Below are 16,400 nucleotides of genomic sequence, written 5' to 3'. Positions count from 1 at the left end.
TGATCTCCTTGCCCAAGGTGTGTGCTAATGAGTTATTTCTTTGTTTCCGTACTACAGGCCTTTTTACCGATTGCTATGCTGCTGGGGTTAAGTTGGGCTATTCGGCCTGCCCCTGCATTGAATCGGGTGGTATGGATAACAATACTTATGGCTATTGCCGGGATATGGGCGGGTACTCATTACCCTAAGTCGCAGCAATTGCAGTTAGCGCTGGCGGGGATTCAACTTCTCGCACTGTTGTTCTTCTTATTAAGCCAATTCACTCCCCGCCGTTCATTAGGCTATTGCTGGCAGATTTTGCTGGTATTTGGCGCAGCTTTTAATTGGGGCAATAATCCCAATCTGGGCGCGTTTACCAACACTCATGTGATCAACACTGACCTGCTGCTTAATCTGGCGGCGATTATTGTCGCGTTTGCTTGGGTCATTTTCTGTGCAGTACTGTTGCTGATGATGATTCGACAATTGCCGCGTTGTCGCTGGCCGCTGTTGGTTCTGTTGACACTGCTCCTCATTTTACCCTTGAGTGGCGATGCGATCCTGTTACTGATGAAGTTACAGGTTTTGCCGTTAACCAAATCACTGCTCAGTTATGTGGCTTTGGTGACTAACGGGAATGCTTGGCTCAGTTATATTTGTGCGCTGCTATTGGCATTGACGACACTCTGTTATTTGATGCCGTTGCGCCATGCTCGTCGGGTGGTCAGTGAAAATGCAGAACCCATTGCCCGCCGTAAAGCCTTGGCCGATTACCGTAATGTCCGCAGAATTTTTGTGTTTGCTTTGCTGGCATGGATCGTGGTGATGGGCGCTCAACTTTATTGGGATAAAGTGGCTTCTCAGCCCCCACAACTCTCAGAAGCTTTACCTGTCACGCTAGCCGCTGATGGCTTGGTTCATATTCCGGTTGATCAGGTACGCGACGGCAAACTGCACCGTTTTGTTTGGGTCGCTGATGATGGCAAAGCCGTGCGCTTCTTTATTATTAACCGTTACCCCGATCGTTTACGTCTTAGCGTGGTGTTTGACGCCTGCCTATTATGTGGCGACCAAGGGTATGTGATGGAAGGTAATCAGGTGATTTGTGTTGCCTGCGCGGTGCATATTTTCATTCCGTCGATCGGCAAAGCGGGGGGATGCAACCCGATCCCGCTAGAAGAGTGGAAAAGTGATGATAAAGAGCTCGTTATCCCCAAAGCCTCTCTGGAGGCGGGCGTCAATTATTTCACGACGGTCGTGACATTAGATGTGATTGATCCGGTCGATAAAACGCACCTCACTAATCAAAAAGCCGAATTTAAGTACAGCTACGGTGATAAAACCTACTTCTTCTCATCTGAGGCGAATTACAACCGTTTCCGCGATCATCCAGAGCAATTTGTCACACCAGTTATCAGCAGTGAAGAGAGTGATACTCAGGAGAACCCATAATTATGTTGTGGCGTATGCTCAAGCAATCTTGGTTCAGGAATGTCCGGCGTAAGTCGTTGGCCGTCTTTACGGTATTCCTTGCCGCAGGGCTAATCTCTTCGCTTTTGGCGGTGTCGATAGATATTGGCGATAAAATGTCCCGTGAGCTGAAATCTTATGGTGCCAATATTCTGATTGAACCCGCCGGTCAGGTGGCATTGCCGTCACTGTTTGGCGAGAAAAGTCATCCCCTGAGTGGGCAGGATTTTTTGGATCAAGCCGAGTTACCCAATATTAAAGACATTTTTTGGCGCAACAATATTGTCGGTTTTGCCCCACTGCTCAGCGGTGAAACTGACGTTAACGGACTGACTATTCCACTACTAGGCACCTATTTTAATCAGCCAGTTGATGTGCCTGATGAAGAGGATTATCACACGGGTCAGCAAATAATCAGCCCCTATTGGCAGGTTAATGGTGACTGGCCGAGCGAGCCAGTCAAAGCCGATGCTCAAGAGCTTCAGGCTCTACTGGGTAAGCAATTGGCACAACACACTGGCTGGAAAATAGGCGATGAGCTGCATCTAAACGGCGTTTCTGGCCCGTTGACGGTGAAGATAAGCGGCGTGTTGAGCAGTGGGGGCGAAGAAGAGAGCCGTCTGGTGTTGCCTCTGGTGGCAGTGCAATCATTACTGGGTTTGCCAGGGAAGATTCAGGCAGTACGGGTTTCGGCGCTGACCGTGCCGGAAAATGAGTTGTCACGCAAAGCGCGTGAAAATCTTGAAGCCCTCAATGCCGAGGAGTATGACTTGTGGTATTGCACCGCCTATGTTTCTTCCATTGCTCACCAACTCGAGGAGGCGATCTCCGGTTCAGTCGTTCGGCCTATCTGGCAGGTTGCAGCATCTGAGGGGGTGGTGATTGAAAAAATACAACTGCTGCTGGGCGTCGTCACATTGGCCGCGTTGATTGCGGCTGCCATGGGCATCGCCTCACTGATGACCAGCACGATAATGGAACGGGCTAAAGAGATTGGTTTGATGAAAGCATTGGGGGCGCGTCAGTGGCAAATTCTGATGTTGTTCTATCTTGAAGCCGCCATCAGTGGGTTGATTGGAGGGCTAGCCGGTTGTCTGGCTGGGTGGGGGTTGGCAAAAACCATTGGCCTGATGCTTTTTGGTGCTCCATTGAGCTTCGCTTGGATGGTGGTGCCTTGTGTGTTGGTGATCTCTATTTTGATTGCGGTCATTGGTACTTGGTTCCCCGCACGGCGCATCGCTAGCCTGTATCCGGTGGAGGTACTCTATGGCCGTTAATCCTCCAGCAGTGCAACATAAAGGCAGTCATAGCATGTTTTGGCGGTTGGTATTACGTGCCTTGCGCCTGCGTATGCAGCGGGTCAGTGTGGTGTTTGCGGCGCTGACCGTCGGTGCGGCGATTGTCACCGCCATGTCGGCCGTCTATTTCGATATCAATGCCAAGATGAGCCAAGAGTTACGCACTTTCGGCGCGAATTTCTATATCGGCCCAGGGCATGGCAGTGCATTTGAGCAAGAGCGATTTCAGCCCATCATTGATGCTGCCCCGAAAGGGCTGATCAACGCCTCCAGCCCCTACATTTATGGCATGGCACGTACCGAACTAGAAAAAGTAGTATTGATGGGCGTGTGGTTTGAATCCTTGCAACAACTGGTGCCTTACTGGCAAGTGACGGGCAATTGGATTGGTGTCAGTTTTGATGATCGCAACGCCATGATCGGCGTCAAACTGGCGGAGCGCCTGCACGTCAAGGTGGGCGATACCCTCACCCTAGTGAGTGAAGGTGCGCGGCAGCGGCTGCAAATCAAAGGTATTGTTGAGGCTGGCGATGCCACCGATAATATGCTGATCGTTAATTTGGAACTGGCACAGAAATGGCTCAATCAACCGGGCCAGATCAGCAACGCACTACTGAGTGTCAGCAATGATGTGGGGCAGGTCGAAACTTTTGCCAGCCATCTGCGTGAACAATATCCCGATCTTGAAATCCGGCCGATTCGGAAAGTCTCCGCCTCTGAAGGGCAGGTGCTCGATAAAATAAAAGGGCTAATGGGGCTGGTTTCGGTCGTGATTCTTATTCTGTCCTCTCTATGCGTTAATACCACTCTGATGGCGATTGTGGGTGAGCGCTCAAAAGAGTTCGCCTTACAAAAAGCACTGGGTGCCAGTGGGGGCGATATTATTCGCCAGATGCTGACCGAAACGCTGATTATCTCGCTGGCGGCCGCCGTCTGTGGTGCTCTGCTAGGGTATGTATTGGCGCAAGTCTTGGGGCAGACCGTATTCAGCGCGTCAATAGCCTTACGTGCGCCGGTATTACCGCTGACACTGGTATTGTCATTGTTAGTCGCCGCTGTCGCGGCAATTGTTCCCACCCGCCGGGCTATTCATATTGAACCCGCTAAAGTCCTGAAAGGAGAGTAGCAAATGACATCGTCACTAACACAGGTGAAACCTGAATACGTTACGGATGCCGTCATTGAAACCCGGCACTTATATAAGCGTTTCGGGCAAGTTACGGCGCTGGAAGATATTAATATTCGCATCAATCGCGGTGAATTTGTGGCGATTATGGGGGCTTCAGGCTCTGGCAAAACCACACTGATGAATATTCTGACTTGCCTGGACACGGTAACCGAAGGGCAGGTATTGCTCGATGGTATTGATGCCGCAGGGTTGGATGAAGAGGGCCGCAGGAAGTTTCGGGCAGACAAGATAGGGCTGGTTTTCCAGCAATTTCACCTTATCCCTTACCTGACAGCATTAGAAAACATTATGTTAGCGCAGCATTACCACAGCGTGGTGGATGAAGAGGCAGCGCGGCAAGTTTTGGAGCAAGTTGGGATGACGCCGCGTATGGATCACTTGCCCAGCCAGCTTTCCGGGGGGGAGCAACAGCGGGTATGCATTGCGCGGGCATTAGTCAATCAGCCCCCGATCATTTTTGCCGATGAACCTACCGGCAACCTTGATGAAGAGAATGAACAGCGGGTCTTGGATCTGTTAAACCATATTCATCGCCAAGGCAGAACCATCGTCATGGTCACCCATAATCCAGACCTAGGCTGTGTTGCTGATCGGATCATCCGGCTTCAGCACGGTAGATATCTTAACGAAGAGAGTCGTCATCATGTGGCGTAATGGGTTAAAAACGATTGGCCTATGTAGCCTGTTACTGCTACTTAGCGCCTGCAAACAAGAAGAGGTCGCGGTGGGGGAAGTTGCCCCTCAATTGGCGGCTTATGATATGCAAGGTCAGCCCGTCGCACTCGATAAATGGAAAGGCAAACAGGTCTACCTCAATTTTTGGTCGGCAAGCTGTGGGGGATGTCTGGCCGAGATGGCGGCACTGGATAAGCTGAGCCAGCAATATCAGGGTGATATTGTGGTGGTGGCCATCAACACCGATCCAGATCAGGTGGATATCAATCCGGTATTGGCGCAGCGCAATCTTAGCTATCCCGTCATTCGCGATCAACTGGGCATTACGCAGGAACGTTATCAGGTGATTGGCACACCCACCTCTTTTCTGATTGATCGCAACGGCAAAGTCACTGAGTTACATCAGGGTGCACGCAATGAGAAAGATTTGACTCGGTTGTTCCAACAATGGGCGACGGGTGCAATATGAAAATATTGTTGTTGGCCCTGTGCATGATGATATTTAGCATACCTACACAGGCGGCCACTGACGGTGAGCATATCTATAAACAAACCTGTTCAAGCTGCCATGGACGTTTGGCTGATCGGAAAGGTTTAGATAAAGCCCCTCCGCTGATCTCTTTATCTCGCGATGAAATAGTCGACGGTCTGACTGCGCGGCGCGATGGCAAGATTGTCGGTAGGGGGAATAAAGCCAAAGCGCATCTGACAGATGACGATATCCAAAAGCTCGCTGATCATATTGAAAACCTAAAACTAACCAAGCCTAAAGCCCCATGACATCCTACGATAACGCTATCTAAATGATTTTATGTGCTAAATAAGCGGATGGTTATCACTGTATATGAGTGATTTCGCTGCTTCATTTGGTCACATAAATGCTGTATTATATGTTGCATATTAAATGCATCTTTAATTTATTTGAGGAATATCAGCATGGGAAATACATCAGCGCTGCTTTGCTACAAACAGTTACCTGTCTGGAACAGTGCTGGCGTGCCAGCGATGTTTCGAGAGAAACACAATACCAAAGCAGGCACTTGGGCCAAACTCACCATTCTCAGCGGCGAGATGGATTTTCTGATTCTGGACGAAGCAGGAAATACACTGGAAAGGCACTCATTTTCAAGTGAACATCAACCGCCTTTTATTGAGCCACAAGTCTGGCATCGTATTGCTGCATGTTCAGATGATCTGCAATGCCAACTGAGTTTTTACTGTTCAGCGGAAGATTTTTACCATAAGAAATACAATCTAACCCCGACACATTCCGAAGTGATTGAAGCGGTAAAGTGGGTTCAACCGGGAAAAGCATTAGATTTAGGCTGTGGTTCTGGCCGCAACTCGTTATACCTGAATTTATTAGGTTTTGATGTTACGGCGGTGGATAAAAATACGGATAGTATAGGGAACTTGCAGCAGATCATTGCGCAGGAAGAACTGCAAAATATAACTGCCAGCACTTACAACATCAACGAAGCCAGTTTGGACAACCGTTACGATTTTATTCTTTCGACTGTCGTGCTTATGTTCCTGCAACCGGAAAGAATTCCGCATCTTATTAATAATATGCAAGAGTGTACTTTGCCCGGTGGTTATAATCTGATCATCTCCGCCATGTCAACTGATGACTTTCCTTGTACTGTGCCATTCTCCTTTACATTAAAGTCAGGTGAGTTAAGCCAGTACTATAAAGATTGGGAAGTGATTAAGTACAACGAAGATGTTGGGCAATTACATAAGACTGATGCGCAAGGTAATCGGATAAAATTACGTTTTGCCACTTTGCTGGCAAAGAAACCGTAATTACCGCATCGAACAACACTTACCGCCGACGTAAGATACTGACTACCGATGTAATAAGCTTCCGGGCGTCGGCAATTGCCTCGATTACCCACTAGAATCTCGCCCATAATGACTGCCTACCTGCAACTTCACTGATTTTGGGTATATGATTCAACCTACAGATCAAGAAAGTGATGAAGGAAGTCTCGGTGAATAACGAAAAAATTGCGCATTTAGAGGTGGTCAGTCATAACGCCCGCAAGGTAATGGAACGAGAGGGGATAGAGGCCTTGGTGGTCACCGTGTGTGATAATTTTTATTATCTCACCGGGTTTGCCAGCTTCTTTATGTATACCTTCCGACATACTGGCGCGGCTGTTGCGATTATGTTCCGTGATGCGACAATACCTTCGCAAATCATCATGAATGAATTTGAGGCTGCCAGCACACACTTTGATATGCCCAATGTGGAGCTGAAAACCTTCCCTGTATGGGTTGATGTCGATGATCCACGCAATCCCCTCAATCATCAGAACAAACGTGAGCGCCCGATTGGTCCGCCGATTGAAGCCGTTTTCGGTTTAGTTAAAGCGGCGCTTGAAAAGGCCCACGTAATGGATAAGACGATTGCCATCGAATTAAATGCGATGTCCAACGGTGGTAAAAGTGTGCTGGACAAAGTGGCTCCAGGGTTAAAATGGGTTGATTCAACCCCGCTGTTTAATGAAATCAGAGTGATCAAAAGCCCGTGGGAGATTGAACACCTGCGAAAAAGCGCTGAAATTACCGAATATGGTATTACCTGTGCAGCTAAAAAAATCCGTGTCGGTTGTACTGCCGCAGAATTGACCGCCGCATTTAAAGCTGCGGTGATGACCTTCCCAGAAACGAACTTCTCGCGTTTCAATCTTATTTCTGTTGGCGACAACTTCTCACCTAAGATTATCGCGGATGAGACGCCAGCAAAGTATGGTGACCTCATTAAATTTGACTGCGGTGTCGATGTTGCGGGCTATGGTGCTGATCTGGCCAGAACATTTGTACTAGGCGAGCCGGACCCACTAACTCAACAGATCTATGACACCATTCGAATCGGCCATGAACATATGTTATCGATGGTTGCACCTGGGGTGAAATTAAAAGATGTATTTGACTCCACCATGGATGTCATCAAAAAGTCAGGTTTACCGCATTATAATCGTGGTCATCTTGGGCATGGCGACGGGGTATTTTTAGGGCTAGAAGAAGCGCCTTTTGTCAGTACTTTGGCAACTGAAACGTTTCGCCCAGGAATGGTATTAAGCCTCGAGACACCCTATTACGGTATCGGTATTGGCGCAATTATGTTGGAGGATATGATTCTCATTACCAATAACGGTTTTGAGTTTTTAAGTAAACTTAAACGCGACTTACTGCGTTGCCCTTAATTTTTGCACAATATCTGACTTGATGTGAATGGCATTCATCTTTGGCAGTCAATGCTTCAGTTTTTTAACCAAGTTTTTTTCTCGAAAGTCATTTGTCACAGATTTGCATAAAATAATAATATTATTCATATAGAATAGAGTGTTAAAGCACAAAGGTGCTTTAGCGCTCTTGTTATTTACATTCCATTGGTTATTTATAATTTTGAAATGGTTCTATTAATAATGATAACGGAAGTGATAATCGACATTCCAAATCATACTATTTTTTTGACGATTATTAATATAAAGAATATTTTAGACATTCAAAATTTAAAGCAATAAAAAAGCCGATGAAACAGCCCAAAAATCAAACCATACTGCCCTCGTGCAGGATACTGTATCGCGCTATGCACCGAGTGAAAATATTTTATCTCTATTTTCTGGAGTTGTTAGGTGTTTTTAACTAGGATTAATCTTGATCGCCCCTAAACTAACGCACATATCACGTTTTCACCTCTATTAATCGCTGGAATAACAATATTCTATAATAATTCGACAACAGTATTTTCTTTCAACTATCCTATGTAACATGCTGTAATACATTCCAAGGACTTCATTTCATCGTAATTCAATAATGAAAAATGGATGTTCGTGAAGTAGCTTTTCTTGATCATCAAACAAGTTGCTGGCTTAAGGGTTATATAATGTATAACGCATTTACGACACTACTGCGTCCGTTGCAACGGCACAGAATTACTTTATTAGCGCTATTAATTTCCGGCCTTTCAGTTAATCCAGTCATGGCAGAAACACAGTATGATTCATTAATCATCAAAGCCAGAGCGGGGGATACTGCGCCGGTCCTTGACTATTTACAAAAAGAATCTAAAGCAGGCCCGCTTAATAGTGGTCAAGTTGACGACTGGCTACAAATAGCCGGTTGGGCAGGGCGTAATCAAGAAGTGATCGATGTTTACGAAAAATATCACTCTTCCGTGAATCTCTCCTCGCGGGGGCTAGCCGCTGCGGCGCGTGCTTATCGCAATGAAAAACGTTGGGATCAAGCTTTGGCACTGTGGCAAAGCAGCTTGAAGAAAGACCCGACTAACCCTGACCTTATCACCGGTATGATCATGACGCAGGCTGATTCAGGGCGTGGCGGTGAGGCTTTACAAAAGGCAAAAGAGTTAGCTGAGCGTGACCCCTCCGCCAAAAATTATATGACACTCTCTTATCTGAGCCGCGCAACCAACCGCAATTATGATGCGTTGCAGGCTTCCAGTGAGGCAGTGCGATTAGCGCCTGAATCTGAGGAAGTCTTAAAAAATCACCTTGAGATACTGCAAAGAAACCGCATTGCTGATCCTGCACTACAACTGGCAAAAGAGAATCCGAAACTCGTCACGGCTGAACAGTATAGGCAACTTGAGAGAGATGCGGCAGCGGAACAGGTTCGTATGGCCGTGATGCCAACGCGCAGTGAAACTGAGCGTTTTTACATTGCTGATCAGGCGCTGGCAGATTATCAGGATCTGTTAACGCGTTGGAGCAAAGATCCCGACGCGCAGGCGGATTATCAGCGCGCGCGTATTGATAGGCTCGGTGCATTATTGGTACGCCGTAATACCGTCGAGCTGATTAAAGAATATGAAGCGATGGAAGCTGAAGGCTACAAAATGCCGGATTATGCCCGTCGCTGGGCCGCCTCTGCTTATGTCGATCGTCGGATGCCAGAAAAAGCAGCGCCGATCTTGACCAGTTTGTATTACGCCGATGGCAAAACTTTCCGAAACAGTGATGACTTACTTGATGCCGATGATCTCTATTACTCGCTGAATGAAAGTGAGCAATTGGATAAGGCGCATCAATTCGCTAAGAACTACAGCGAGCAGACCCCGTATCAAGTAGGGGTTTATGGTCTGCCGGGCAAAGAACCCAATGACGATTGGATGGAGGGTCAGACGCTGCTGGTTCAGTCTTTGGTGGCGCTTAATGATCTGCCCGCAGCACAGAAAAAGCTGGAAACATTATCCAGCACCGCGCCTGCAAACCAGAATTTACGTATCGCTTTAGCCAGTGTTTATCTGGCCAGAGACTTACCACGTAAAGCTGAACAAGAGCTGAAAGCGGTGGAGTCATTGGCACCACGCAGCCTGATTTTGGAGCGCGCCCAAGCTGAAACGGCGATGGATTTGCAGGAGTGGCATCAGATGGAGTTGTTGACCGATGATGTGATTACCCGCTCCCCAGAAGATGTTCCGTCTCAGGAATTAGATCGGCAGCGCAAAGTACACAATATGTATGAACTGCGTGTGAGTGGTAACCGTACGCTCTCCTCCAATAGCCCAGTCAGCGGTAACAAGGATTATGGCATTGAAACCTTGCTGTACAGCCCACCGATAGCCGAAAACTGGCGTGTATTTGGTGGTGGCAGCTATAACAATGCCCAGTTTGAAGAAGGTACTGGTATTAATCGCGTGATGCGTTTGGGCGGAGAGTGGACCTCTCGTGATCACTGGGTCGAGGCCGAAGTGAATAATCAGAATTACGGTTTCGGTAACAAAACCGGTGCTCGGTTAGCCACTTGGTACGATTTTAATGATCACTGGCGGGTCGGCGGTCAGGTCGAAAGATTGGCGAAAGAGACTCCATTGCGCGCCATGAAAAACAATATTAGCTCCAACAGCGCCTCTGCTTTTGTCTTGTGGAAGGCTGATGATCGGCGTGATCTTGAATTTAATGTCACGCCGTCTGATTACTCTGACGGCAACAAGCGGTGGGAATACGAGCTTAACGGACGTCAGCGTATCTGGACTGGGCCGTACCTGACAGCAGACTTCAATCTAGGATTGGCCGCCAGCACCAATACCAAAGAAGACGTGATTTACTATAACCCAAAACGTGATTTCACCTACCTACCTGCTGTGACTCTCAATCACATCATGTATCGCCACTATAAAACGGTCTGGAGTCAACAAATACAGCTCGGTGTGGGCGGCTACTGGGAGAAAAACTACGGTAATGGTCTGGTCACCACGGCAGGTTATGGGCAACGTATTCAATGGAATGATGTGGTCGATGCTGGTGTGGCAGTGACCTATGACAAACGCCCTTATGATGGTGTCCGTGAGCACGACCTCTCGCTCGCTTTCGATTTGAATTACCGTTTCTAAGGGATCAGCGCTATGGCGAAGATACTATTTTTTATCCGGATACTCGTAGTAGGAATGATAACGCTACTGGCCTCCGTGTGTTATGCAGAAAAACCCGTATTCGTTCCACCGGCCGATCGTCCATTACCGCAGAGTGAAAGGCCGTGGCAGAAGAATACCTTCGTAGTCATTGCTTATCATGATGTTGAAGATGATTCAGCCGACCAACGTTATTTATCGGTAAGAAGCAGTGCATTAAGTGAGCAACTGGCGTGGTTGAAGGATAACCGCTACAACGTGGTTTCTGTCGATCAAATTCTGGCCGCCCGTAATGGGGGCACACCCTTACCCAATAAAGCGGTTTTGCTGACCTTTGATGATGGTTACAGCAGTTTTTACACCCGTGTTTATCCGTTGTTAGAAGCCAATAATATGAGTGCGGTGCTGGCCCCTGTGGGGACTTGGATAGATACGCCACCCAATAAAAAGGTGGATTTTGGGGGGTTAAGCACGGACCGCGATCGTTTCCTGACCTGGAAAGAGATCGCCGAAATGTCTAAATCGCGACTGATTGAGATCGGCGCACATACCTATGCTTCCCATTATGGTGTGATTGCCAACCCGCAGGGGAATACTGAACCGGCTGCCGCTAACTTGATCTACGATCCAAAAACAAAGAAATATGAAACTGAAGCGGCATTCAAGCAGCGAATGGAAAAAGACGTTTCGTTGATCACCCAGCGCATTACTCAAGCCACGGGGAAACCCCCTCGGGTCTGGGTTTGGCCCTACGGTGCGCCGAATGGCACGGTAATCAATATCTTGCGTCAACACGGCTACCAAATGGCAATGACATTGGAGCCGGGCATTGGCAACGTTAATGATCTGATGAATATTCCGCGTATCTTAATCAGTAATAATCCGTCATTGAAAGACTTTGCCCAGTTGATCACTTCCGTACAGGAAAAGGAAATCATGCGGGTGGCGCATGTTGATTTGGATTATCTCTACGATCCAGACCCCGTACAGGAGAAGGAGAACCTCGACAAACTGGTACAACGCATCTCTGATTTACGTGTCACTACCGTGTTTTTACAAGCGTTTTCTGACCCAAAAGGGGATGGCAATATCCGGCAGGTCTATTTCCCTAACCGCTGGATACCGATGCGCCAAGACTTGTTTAACCGCGTGGCATGGCAATTAGCCTCTCGCCCAGATGTGGATGTCTATGCGTGGATGCCCGTATTGGCCTTTGAAATGGACCCCTCTTTGCCACGGATTACGCGTATTGATCCGAAAACTGGCAAAACCAGCATCGATCCGGATCAATATCGCCGTCTGTCGCCATTTAACCCCGAAGTCCGGCAGCGCATTATCGATATCTATCGCGATATGGCCTATAGCGCGCCAATTGACGGAATTCTCTATCATGACGATGCGGTGATGTCCGACTTTGAAGACGCCTCGCCGGATGCTATTCGCGCTTACGAAAAAGCCGGTTTCCCAGGTTCGATTGTCACTATCCGCAACGATCCCGAAACCATGGCCCGCTGGACCCGCTATAAGAGTAAGTATCTGGTTGATTTTACTAATGAGTTAACGCGGCAGGTACGTGATGTCCGTGGCCCGCAAGTAAAATCAGCGCGTAATATATTCGCTATGCCGATCTTGGAACCGGAAAGTGAAGCATGGTTTGCGCAGAATCTTGATGATTTCTTGGCTAACTATGACTGGGTTGCTCCGATGGCCATGCCATTAATGGAGAAAGTGCCGCTATCTGAGTCGAAAGAGTGGCTATCGCAACTGGTGAACAAAGTTGCTGAGCGGCCAGGAGCACTGAATAAAACAGTATTTGAACTGCAATCGAAGGACTGGACCAAGCCTGAGGGCAGCAATGCCATTAGTGGCCCGATACTGGCGGGATGGATGCGCCAGTTGCAGTTAAACGGCGCGCAAAATTTTGGTTACTATCCGGATAACTTTATCACTGGCGAACCACCGCTAAAAGATGTCCGCCCTGTGCTATCTTCTGCCTGGTATCCTTTATATGATCGATAGAATTATTGCATTACTCATCCTATGCTTGGTACTGAGCATCCCTGCGGGAATGATCTTGCTCTTTACTGGCGACGTGTTGCTGAATTTTGTTTTCTTCTATCCGCTCTTTATGTCCGGTATCTGGATAACCGGCGGGGTCTATTTCTGGCTACGCCGGGAGAGACACTGGCCGTGGGGCGATGATGTGCCACCGCCTGAGTTGAAAGGTAATCCGCTGGTGTCGATTTTAATCCCTTGTTTTAACGAGGGGTTGAATGCACGGGAAACCATTCACGCAGCATTGGCACAGACCTACACCAATATTGAAGTGATCGCCATTAACGATGGCTCCAGCGATGATACCGCGCAAGTGCTGGATTCATTACTGGAGGAAGACTCTCGTCTGCGAGTGATTCATCTGGCCCATAATCAGGGTAAAGCCATTGCCCTGCGCATGGGGGCAGCGGCGGCACGCAGTGAATATCTGGTGTGCATTGATGGTGATGCTTTGCTGGACAAAAAAGCGGTGCCTTATCTGGTCGCACCACTGATTGCCAACCCGCGCACGGGGGCTGTCACCGGCAACCCACGTATCCGCACACGCTCAACCTTGATTGGTCGTGTTCAGGTTGGGGAGTTCTCCTCAATTATCGGGCTGATTAAGCGGACGCAACGCGTCTATGGTCAAGTTTTCACTGTGTCTGGTGTGGTGGCCGCTTTCCGCCGCAGAGCGTTAGCCGATGTGGGCTACTGGAGCCCAGACATGATCACGGAAGATATTGATATTAGCTGGAAATTACAGGTTAGACACTGGTCGGTATTCTTTGAGCCGCGTGGTTTGTGCTGGATTTTGATGCCAGAAACCCTCGGTGGCTTGTGGAAACAGCGCCTGCGCTGGGCGCAGGGCGGGGCCGAAGTTTTCCTGAAGAACATGTTCAAACTGTGGCGCTGGCGCAATCGCAGGATGTGGCTGTTGTTCCTTGAGTACTCGCTGTCGATCACTTGGGCGTTTACTTATCTGTTCAGTATCGTTTTATTCCTGCTGGGGTTGGTGATTACACTGCCGCCGGGAATTCATGTACAAACGGTCTTCCCGCCTGCCTTTACCGGGATGGTATTGGCCCTGACCTGTCTGATGCAGTTTGCTATCAGTTTGGTGATTGAGCGGCGCTATGAGCCTAAACTGGGTAGTTCACTGTTCTGGATTATATGGTATCCGATGGTCTACTGGATGCTGAGTTTGTTTACCACCGTGGTTGCGTTCCCCAAAGTCATGCTCAACACCAAGCGTAAACGTGCGCGTTGGGTGAGCCCAGACCGCGGAATCGGGAGAGTTAAACCATGAATGAACCTCTGATTCATACTGAGCAGCGGCTGATACCCCGCTGGATCGATATTATTATCACTGCCTTGGCTTGGTTCGGTTTTATCTTTTTGTTTGTGAAAGGATTTCTGGACATGATCGACAGGGCGCCGAACATGGGGCCGATTCCGTTCAGGCTCTATATCCTCAGTGGCTTGACCACGCTCGCCTTGTATGCGGCTATTGCGCTCTTCAATGCAGTGGTCATCATTATCTGGGCCAAATACAATCAGGTCCGTTTTCAGGTTGAGCGCCGTGGTCACAGGCCACATCTGAACGACGATGAGCTGGCGAGTAGTATGGATATTTCGGGCGAGATGGTGGCCCAACTGAAAGCCGGCTCCTGTCTCACGTTATACAACGATGAGCATGGGCAATTACTGGACGTCAAAGAGGGACTACAACTCCCATCAGTCGCACCAGTCGTCAATTTACGCCGAGGGTGATGGGCGATAATCTCTGAATATTTGGACATAAGTGGCTGTTTAGTGCTTATTTCAAGTATTCAGGGATACCCGCTGTAATTTTAGGCCCGCCTCTGAGATTAACCCCGCAAAACTCCACTTTCTTGTATTACCTCTCCTTATATATATTGCTATGATTTAGCTGAAATTATAGTGTGAAGTCATGATCGCGTTTCGTCATAACAGGTATTCCTCTGGCAGTTGAATTAAAAAGGGAGCATACAGTGAATCAAAATCATTTTGGACAAACTATCGGAGCTGCATTATTGAATTGGCAAGCCGCATTGTTGCCGCAGCGGGAAATTTTGCCGGGCCATTTTTGTTATCTCGCCCCAGTCGATGCAGATAAACATGAAGCGTGCTTATATCAGGCGTACCACATGGTTAAAGATACACATGACTGGACCTATTTTTATTGTGAACGCCCGGAAAGTGAGATCGATTTTCATCAATATTTGCAAACCTTAATTAATAGTGATGAGGCTTTCCACTATACGGTGGTTGATGCCCAAACGGGCTTGGCGTTGGGGACGGTTGGCTTACAGCGAATTGATGAGAAAAATGGTGTCATCGAGATAGGCTCCGTTAATTGGTCGCCACGATTAAAGCGCAACTCAGCGGGCACTGAGGCCATCTATTTGCTCTTGCATTACGTCTTTGACAAATTAGGTTATCGTCGCTGTGAGTGGAAATGTGATTCATTGAATGAGCCGTCAAACTCGGCTGCATCTCGCTTTGGTTTCCAATTTGAAGGGCAATTCCGTCAGGCTATCGTGACCAAAGGGCGGAATAGAGATACTAATTGGTATTCCATCACTGACCGCGAGTGGCCATTAATTAAGCAGGCATTTAATGATTGGCTGGCTATGGAAAACTTTGATAGTCAAGGCAAGCAAAAAACACGTTTACAGGATTTAAGAATCAGCCGCTAGTGATAGTCGGGGTCATTATCGTTAATATTATCCCCTTGTATTACCTGCTGATTATTGAGTTTCGCCTTTGCTTAACGTAGAGATAAAAAAAGTAAGGGCGAAATAAGAGTACAAGATTAATGCAGGACGTAAAGCGGGGCTAAATAGTATAGCGCGATCCGAAAAATGATTAGAGTAAAAAACGAACAAATAAAAAATAATATATTTTTTGCATTTTAATATCGCGAAAGTTAAGAGTGTCATTATACTGTAATCATCTGGCGGTATTTTTCACACGGTGCATAGCTTAGGCTGTTGTTTATCACTGCGGGGATCGCTAATGGTAGAGTCCATGATTGGGCTGTTAAGACAAGACCAAAGTTTTACTCAAGCAACTCGTTGTGACGAGGGCTCCCCCTCCGACTCTCAATTTCTAGCAGTGCTGTCAGTCTCTACCTCTGATTTATTATCTCCAACGTTATTGCTTCCACTATTTATCTCCTGTAACACCCTCCCTTGCGATATTGTTTTCACTCGAGCCTTTAGGCTGCTTAAGTGTTTACGTTATTCGCATTTTTCATTGGCTATTATTGGCTGCGAAGGAAGCCAAAACCTCATCCGTATGTGAAACATAATCGCGTAGGCAATTTCTGCTGCGGTAGGTGAAACAA

13 protein-coding genes are annotated in these 16,400 nt (G+C 47.8%); all 13 read left to right on the top strand.

The annotated features are described in order from the left end of the window. Positions 1–27: 27 nt before the first annotated feature. The 13 genes from HRD69_RS17020 to HRD69_RS16960 all read left to right on the top strand — a co-directional run bounded on the left by HRD69_RS17020 (position 28) and on the right by HRD69_RS16960 (position 15,750). Positions 28–1,431 carry a Fe-S-containing protein gene (locus HRD69_RS17020; protein WP_004873924.1) on the top strand — a complete coding sequence of 468 codons (1,404 nt, stop codon included), beginning with the start codon at positions 28–30 and terminating at the stop codon, positions 1,429–1,431. 2 nt (positions 1,432–1,433) lie between these two features. After that, the gene (locus tag HRD69_RS17015; protein WP_032813234.1) at positions 1,434–2,726 is read left to right on the top strand and encodes an ABC transporter permease; all 1,293 of its coding nucleotides are present in this window, start codon (positions 1,434–1,436) and stop codon (positions 2,724–2,726) included. A gap of 34 nt (positions 2,727–2,760) precedes the next feature. Then, complete coding sequence (locus tag HRD69_RS17010; RefSeq protein WP_004873926.1) at positions 2,761–3,873, top strand: ABC transporter permease; 1,113 nt, start codon at positions 2,761–2,763, stop codon at positions 3,871–3,873. 3 nt (positions 3,874–3,876) lie between these two features. Further along, positions 3,877–4,590, top strand: a complete 714-nt coding sequence (locus tag HRD69_RS17005) for an ABC transporter ATP-binding protein (RefSeq protein ID WP_032813236.1) — start codon at positions 3,877–3,879, stop codon at positions 4,588–4,590. Beyond that, positions 4,580–5,080 carry a TlpA family protein disulfide reductase gene (locus tag HRD69_RS17000; RefSeq protein WP_032813238.1) on the top strand — a complete coding sequence of 167 codons (501 nt, stop codon included), beginning with the start codon at positions 4,580–4,582 and terminating at the stop codon, positions 5,078–5,080. Before HRD69_RS17005 ends, HRD69_RS17000 begins: the two co-directional genes overlap by 11 nt. Next, positions 5,077–5,391 carry a c-type cytochrome gene (locus tag HRD69_RS16995; protein WP_032813240.1) on the top strand — a complete coding sequence of 105 codons (315 nt, stop codon included), beginning with the start codon at positions 5,077–5,079 and terminating at the stop codon, positions 5,389–5,391. Before HRD69_RS17000 ends, HRD69_RS16995 begins: the two co-directional genes overlap by 4 nt. Before the next feature lie 156 nt (positions 5,392–5,547). Beyond that, positions 5,548–6,417, top strand: coding sequence for an SAM-dependent methyltransferase TehB (gene tehB / locus HRD69_RS16990; RefSeq protein WP_004873930.1), 870 nt, complete (start codon positions 5,548–5,550; stop codon positions 6,415–6,417). Between the two features lie 188 nt (positions 6,418–6,605). Then, on the top strand, positions 6,606–7,823 hold the full coding sequence (locus HRD69_RS16985) for a M24 family metallopeptidase (RefSeq protein WP_032813242.1): 1,218 nt from the start codon (positions 6,606–6,608) through the stop codon (positions 7,821–7,823). A gap of 683 nt (positions 7,824–8,506) precedes the next feature. Further along, on the top strand, positions 8,507–10,975 hold the full coding sequence (gene pgaA / locus HRD69_RS16980; protein WP_004875632.1) for a poly-beta-1,6 N-acetyl-D-glucosamine export porin PgaA: 2,469 nt from the start codon (positions 8,507–8,509) through the stop codon (positions 10,973–10,975). Between the two features lie 12 nt (positions 10,976–10,987). Further along, positions 10,988–13,012, top strand: coding sequence for a poly-beta-1,6-N-acetyl-D-glucosamine N-deacetylase PgaB (pgaB, locus tag HRD69_RS16975; protein WP_032814762.1), 2,025 nt, complete (start codon positions 10,988–10,990; stop codon positions 13,010–13,012). After that, complete coding sequence (pgaC, locus tag HRD69_RS16970; RefSeq protein WP_032814763.1) at positions 13,002–14,336, top strand: poly-beta-1,6-N-acetyl-D-glucosamine synthase; 1,335 nt, start codon at positions 13,002–13,004, stop codon at positions 14,334–14,336. Before pgaB ends, pgaC begins: the two co-directional genes overlap by 11 nt. Further along, positions 14,333–14,800, top strand: coding sequence for a poly-beta-1,6-N-acetyl-D-glucosamine biosynthesis protein PgaD (gene pgaD, locus HRD69_RS16965; RefSeq protein ID WP_032814764.1), 468 nt, complete (start codon positions 14,333–14,335; stop codon positions 14,798–14,800). The genes pgaC and pgaD overlap by 4 nt, the downstream gene beginning before the upstream one ends. Positions 14,801–15,042: 242 nt before the next feature. Beyond that, on the top strand, positions 15,043–15,750 hold the full coding sequence (locus HRD69_RS16960; RefSeq protein WP_004875636.1) for a GNAT family N-acetyltransferase: 708 nt from the start codon (positions 15,043–15,045) through the stop codon (positions 15,748–15,750). Positions 15,751–16,400 lie beyond the last annotated feature (650 nt).

Origin of the sequence: Yersinia mollaretii ATCC 43969 (assembly GCF_013282725.1) — a bacterium.
Taxonomy (GTDB): domain Bacteria; phylum Pseudomonadota; class Gammaproteobacteria; order Enterobacterales; family Enterobacteriaceae; genus Yersinia; species Yersinia mollaretii.
The sequence above is the reverse complement of the archived record's forward strand: the minus strand, read 5'-3'. Positions and strand labels throughout refer to the sequence as shown.

Bases quoted from the DNA above. Each gene is read 5' to 3' on its own strand.
- HRD69_RS17015 (WP_032813234.1), top strand. From the start codon at position 1,434: ATGTTGTGGCGTATGCTCAAGCAATCTTGGTTCAGGAATGTCCGGCGT.
- HRD69_RS16995 (WP_032813240.1), top strand. From the start codon at position 5,077: ATGAAAATATTGTTGTTGGCCCTGTGCATGATGATATTTAGCATACCT.
- pgaD (WP_032814764.1), top strand. From the start codon at position 14,333: ATGAATGAACCTCTGATTCATACTGAGCAGCGGCTGATACCCCGCTGG.
- pgaC (WP_032814763.1), top strand. From the start codon at position 13,002: ATGATCGATAGAATTATTGCATTACTCATCCTATGCTTGGTACTGAGC.
- tehB (WP_004873930.1), top strand. From the start codon at position 5,548: ATGGGAAATACATCAGCGCTGCTTTGCTACAAACAGTTACCTGTCTGG.
- HRD69_RS17005 (WP_032813236.1), top strand. From the start codon at position 3,877: ATGACATCGTCACTAACACAGGTGAAACCTGAATACGTTACGGATGCC.
- pgaA (WP_004875632.1), top strand. From the start codon at position 8,507: ATGTATAACGCATTTACGACACTACTGCGTCCGTTGCAACGGCACAGA.
- HRD69_RS17010 (WP_004873926.1), top strand. From the start codon at position 2,761: ATGTTTTGGCGGTTGGTATTACGTGCCTTGCGCCTGCGTATGCAGCGG.
- pgaB (WP_032814762.1), top strand. From the start codon at position 10,988: ATGGCGAAGATACTATTTTTTATCCGGATACTCGTAGTAGGAATGATA.
- HRD69_RS17020 (WP_004873924.1), top strand. From the start codon at position 28: ATGAGTTATTTCTTTGTTTCCGTACTACAGGCCTTTTTACCGATTGCT.
- HRD69_RS17000 (WP_032813238.1), top strand. From the start codon at position 4,580: ATGTGGCGTAATGGGTTAAAAACGATTGGCCTATGTAGCCTGTTACTG.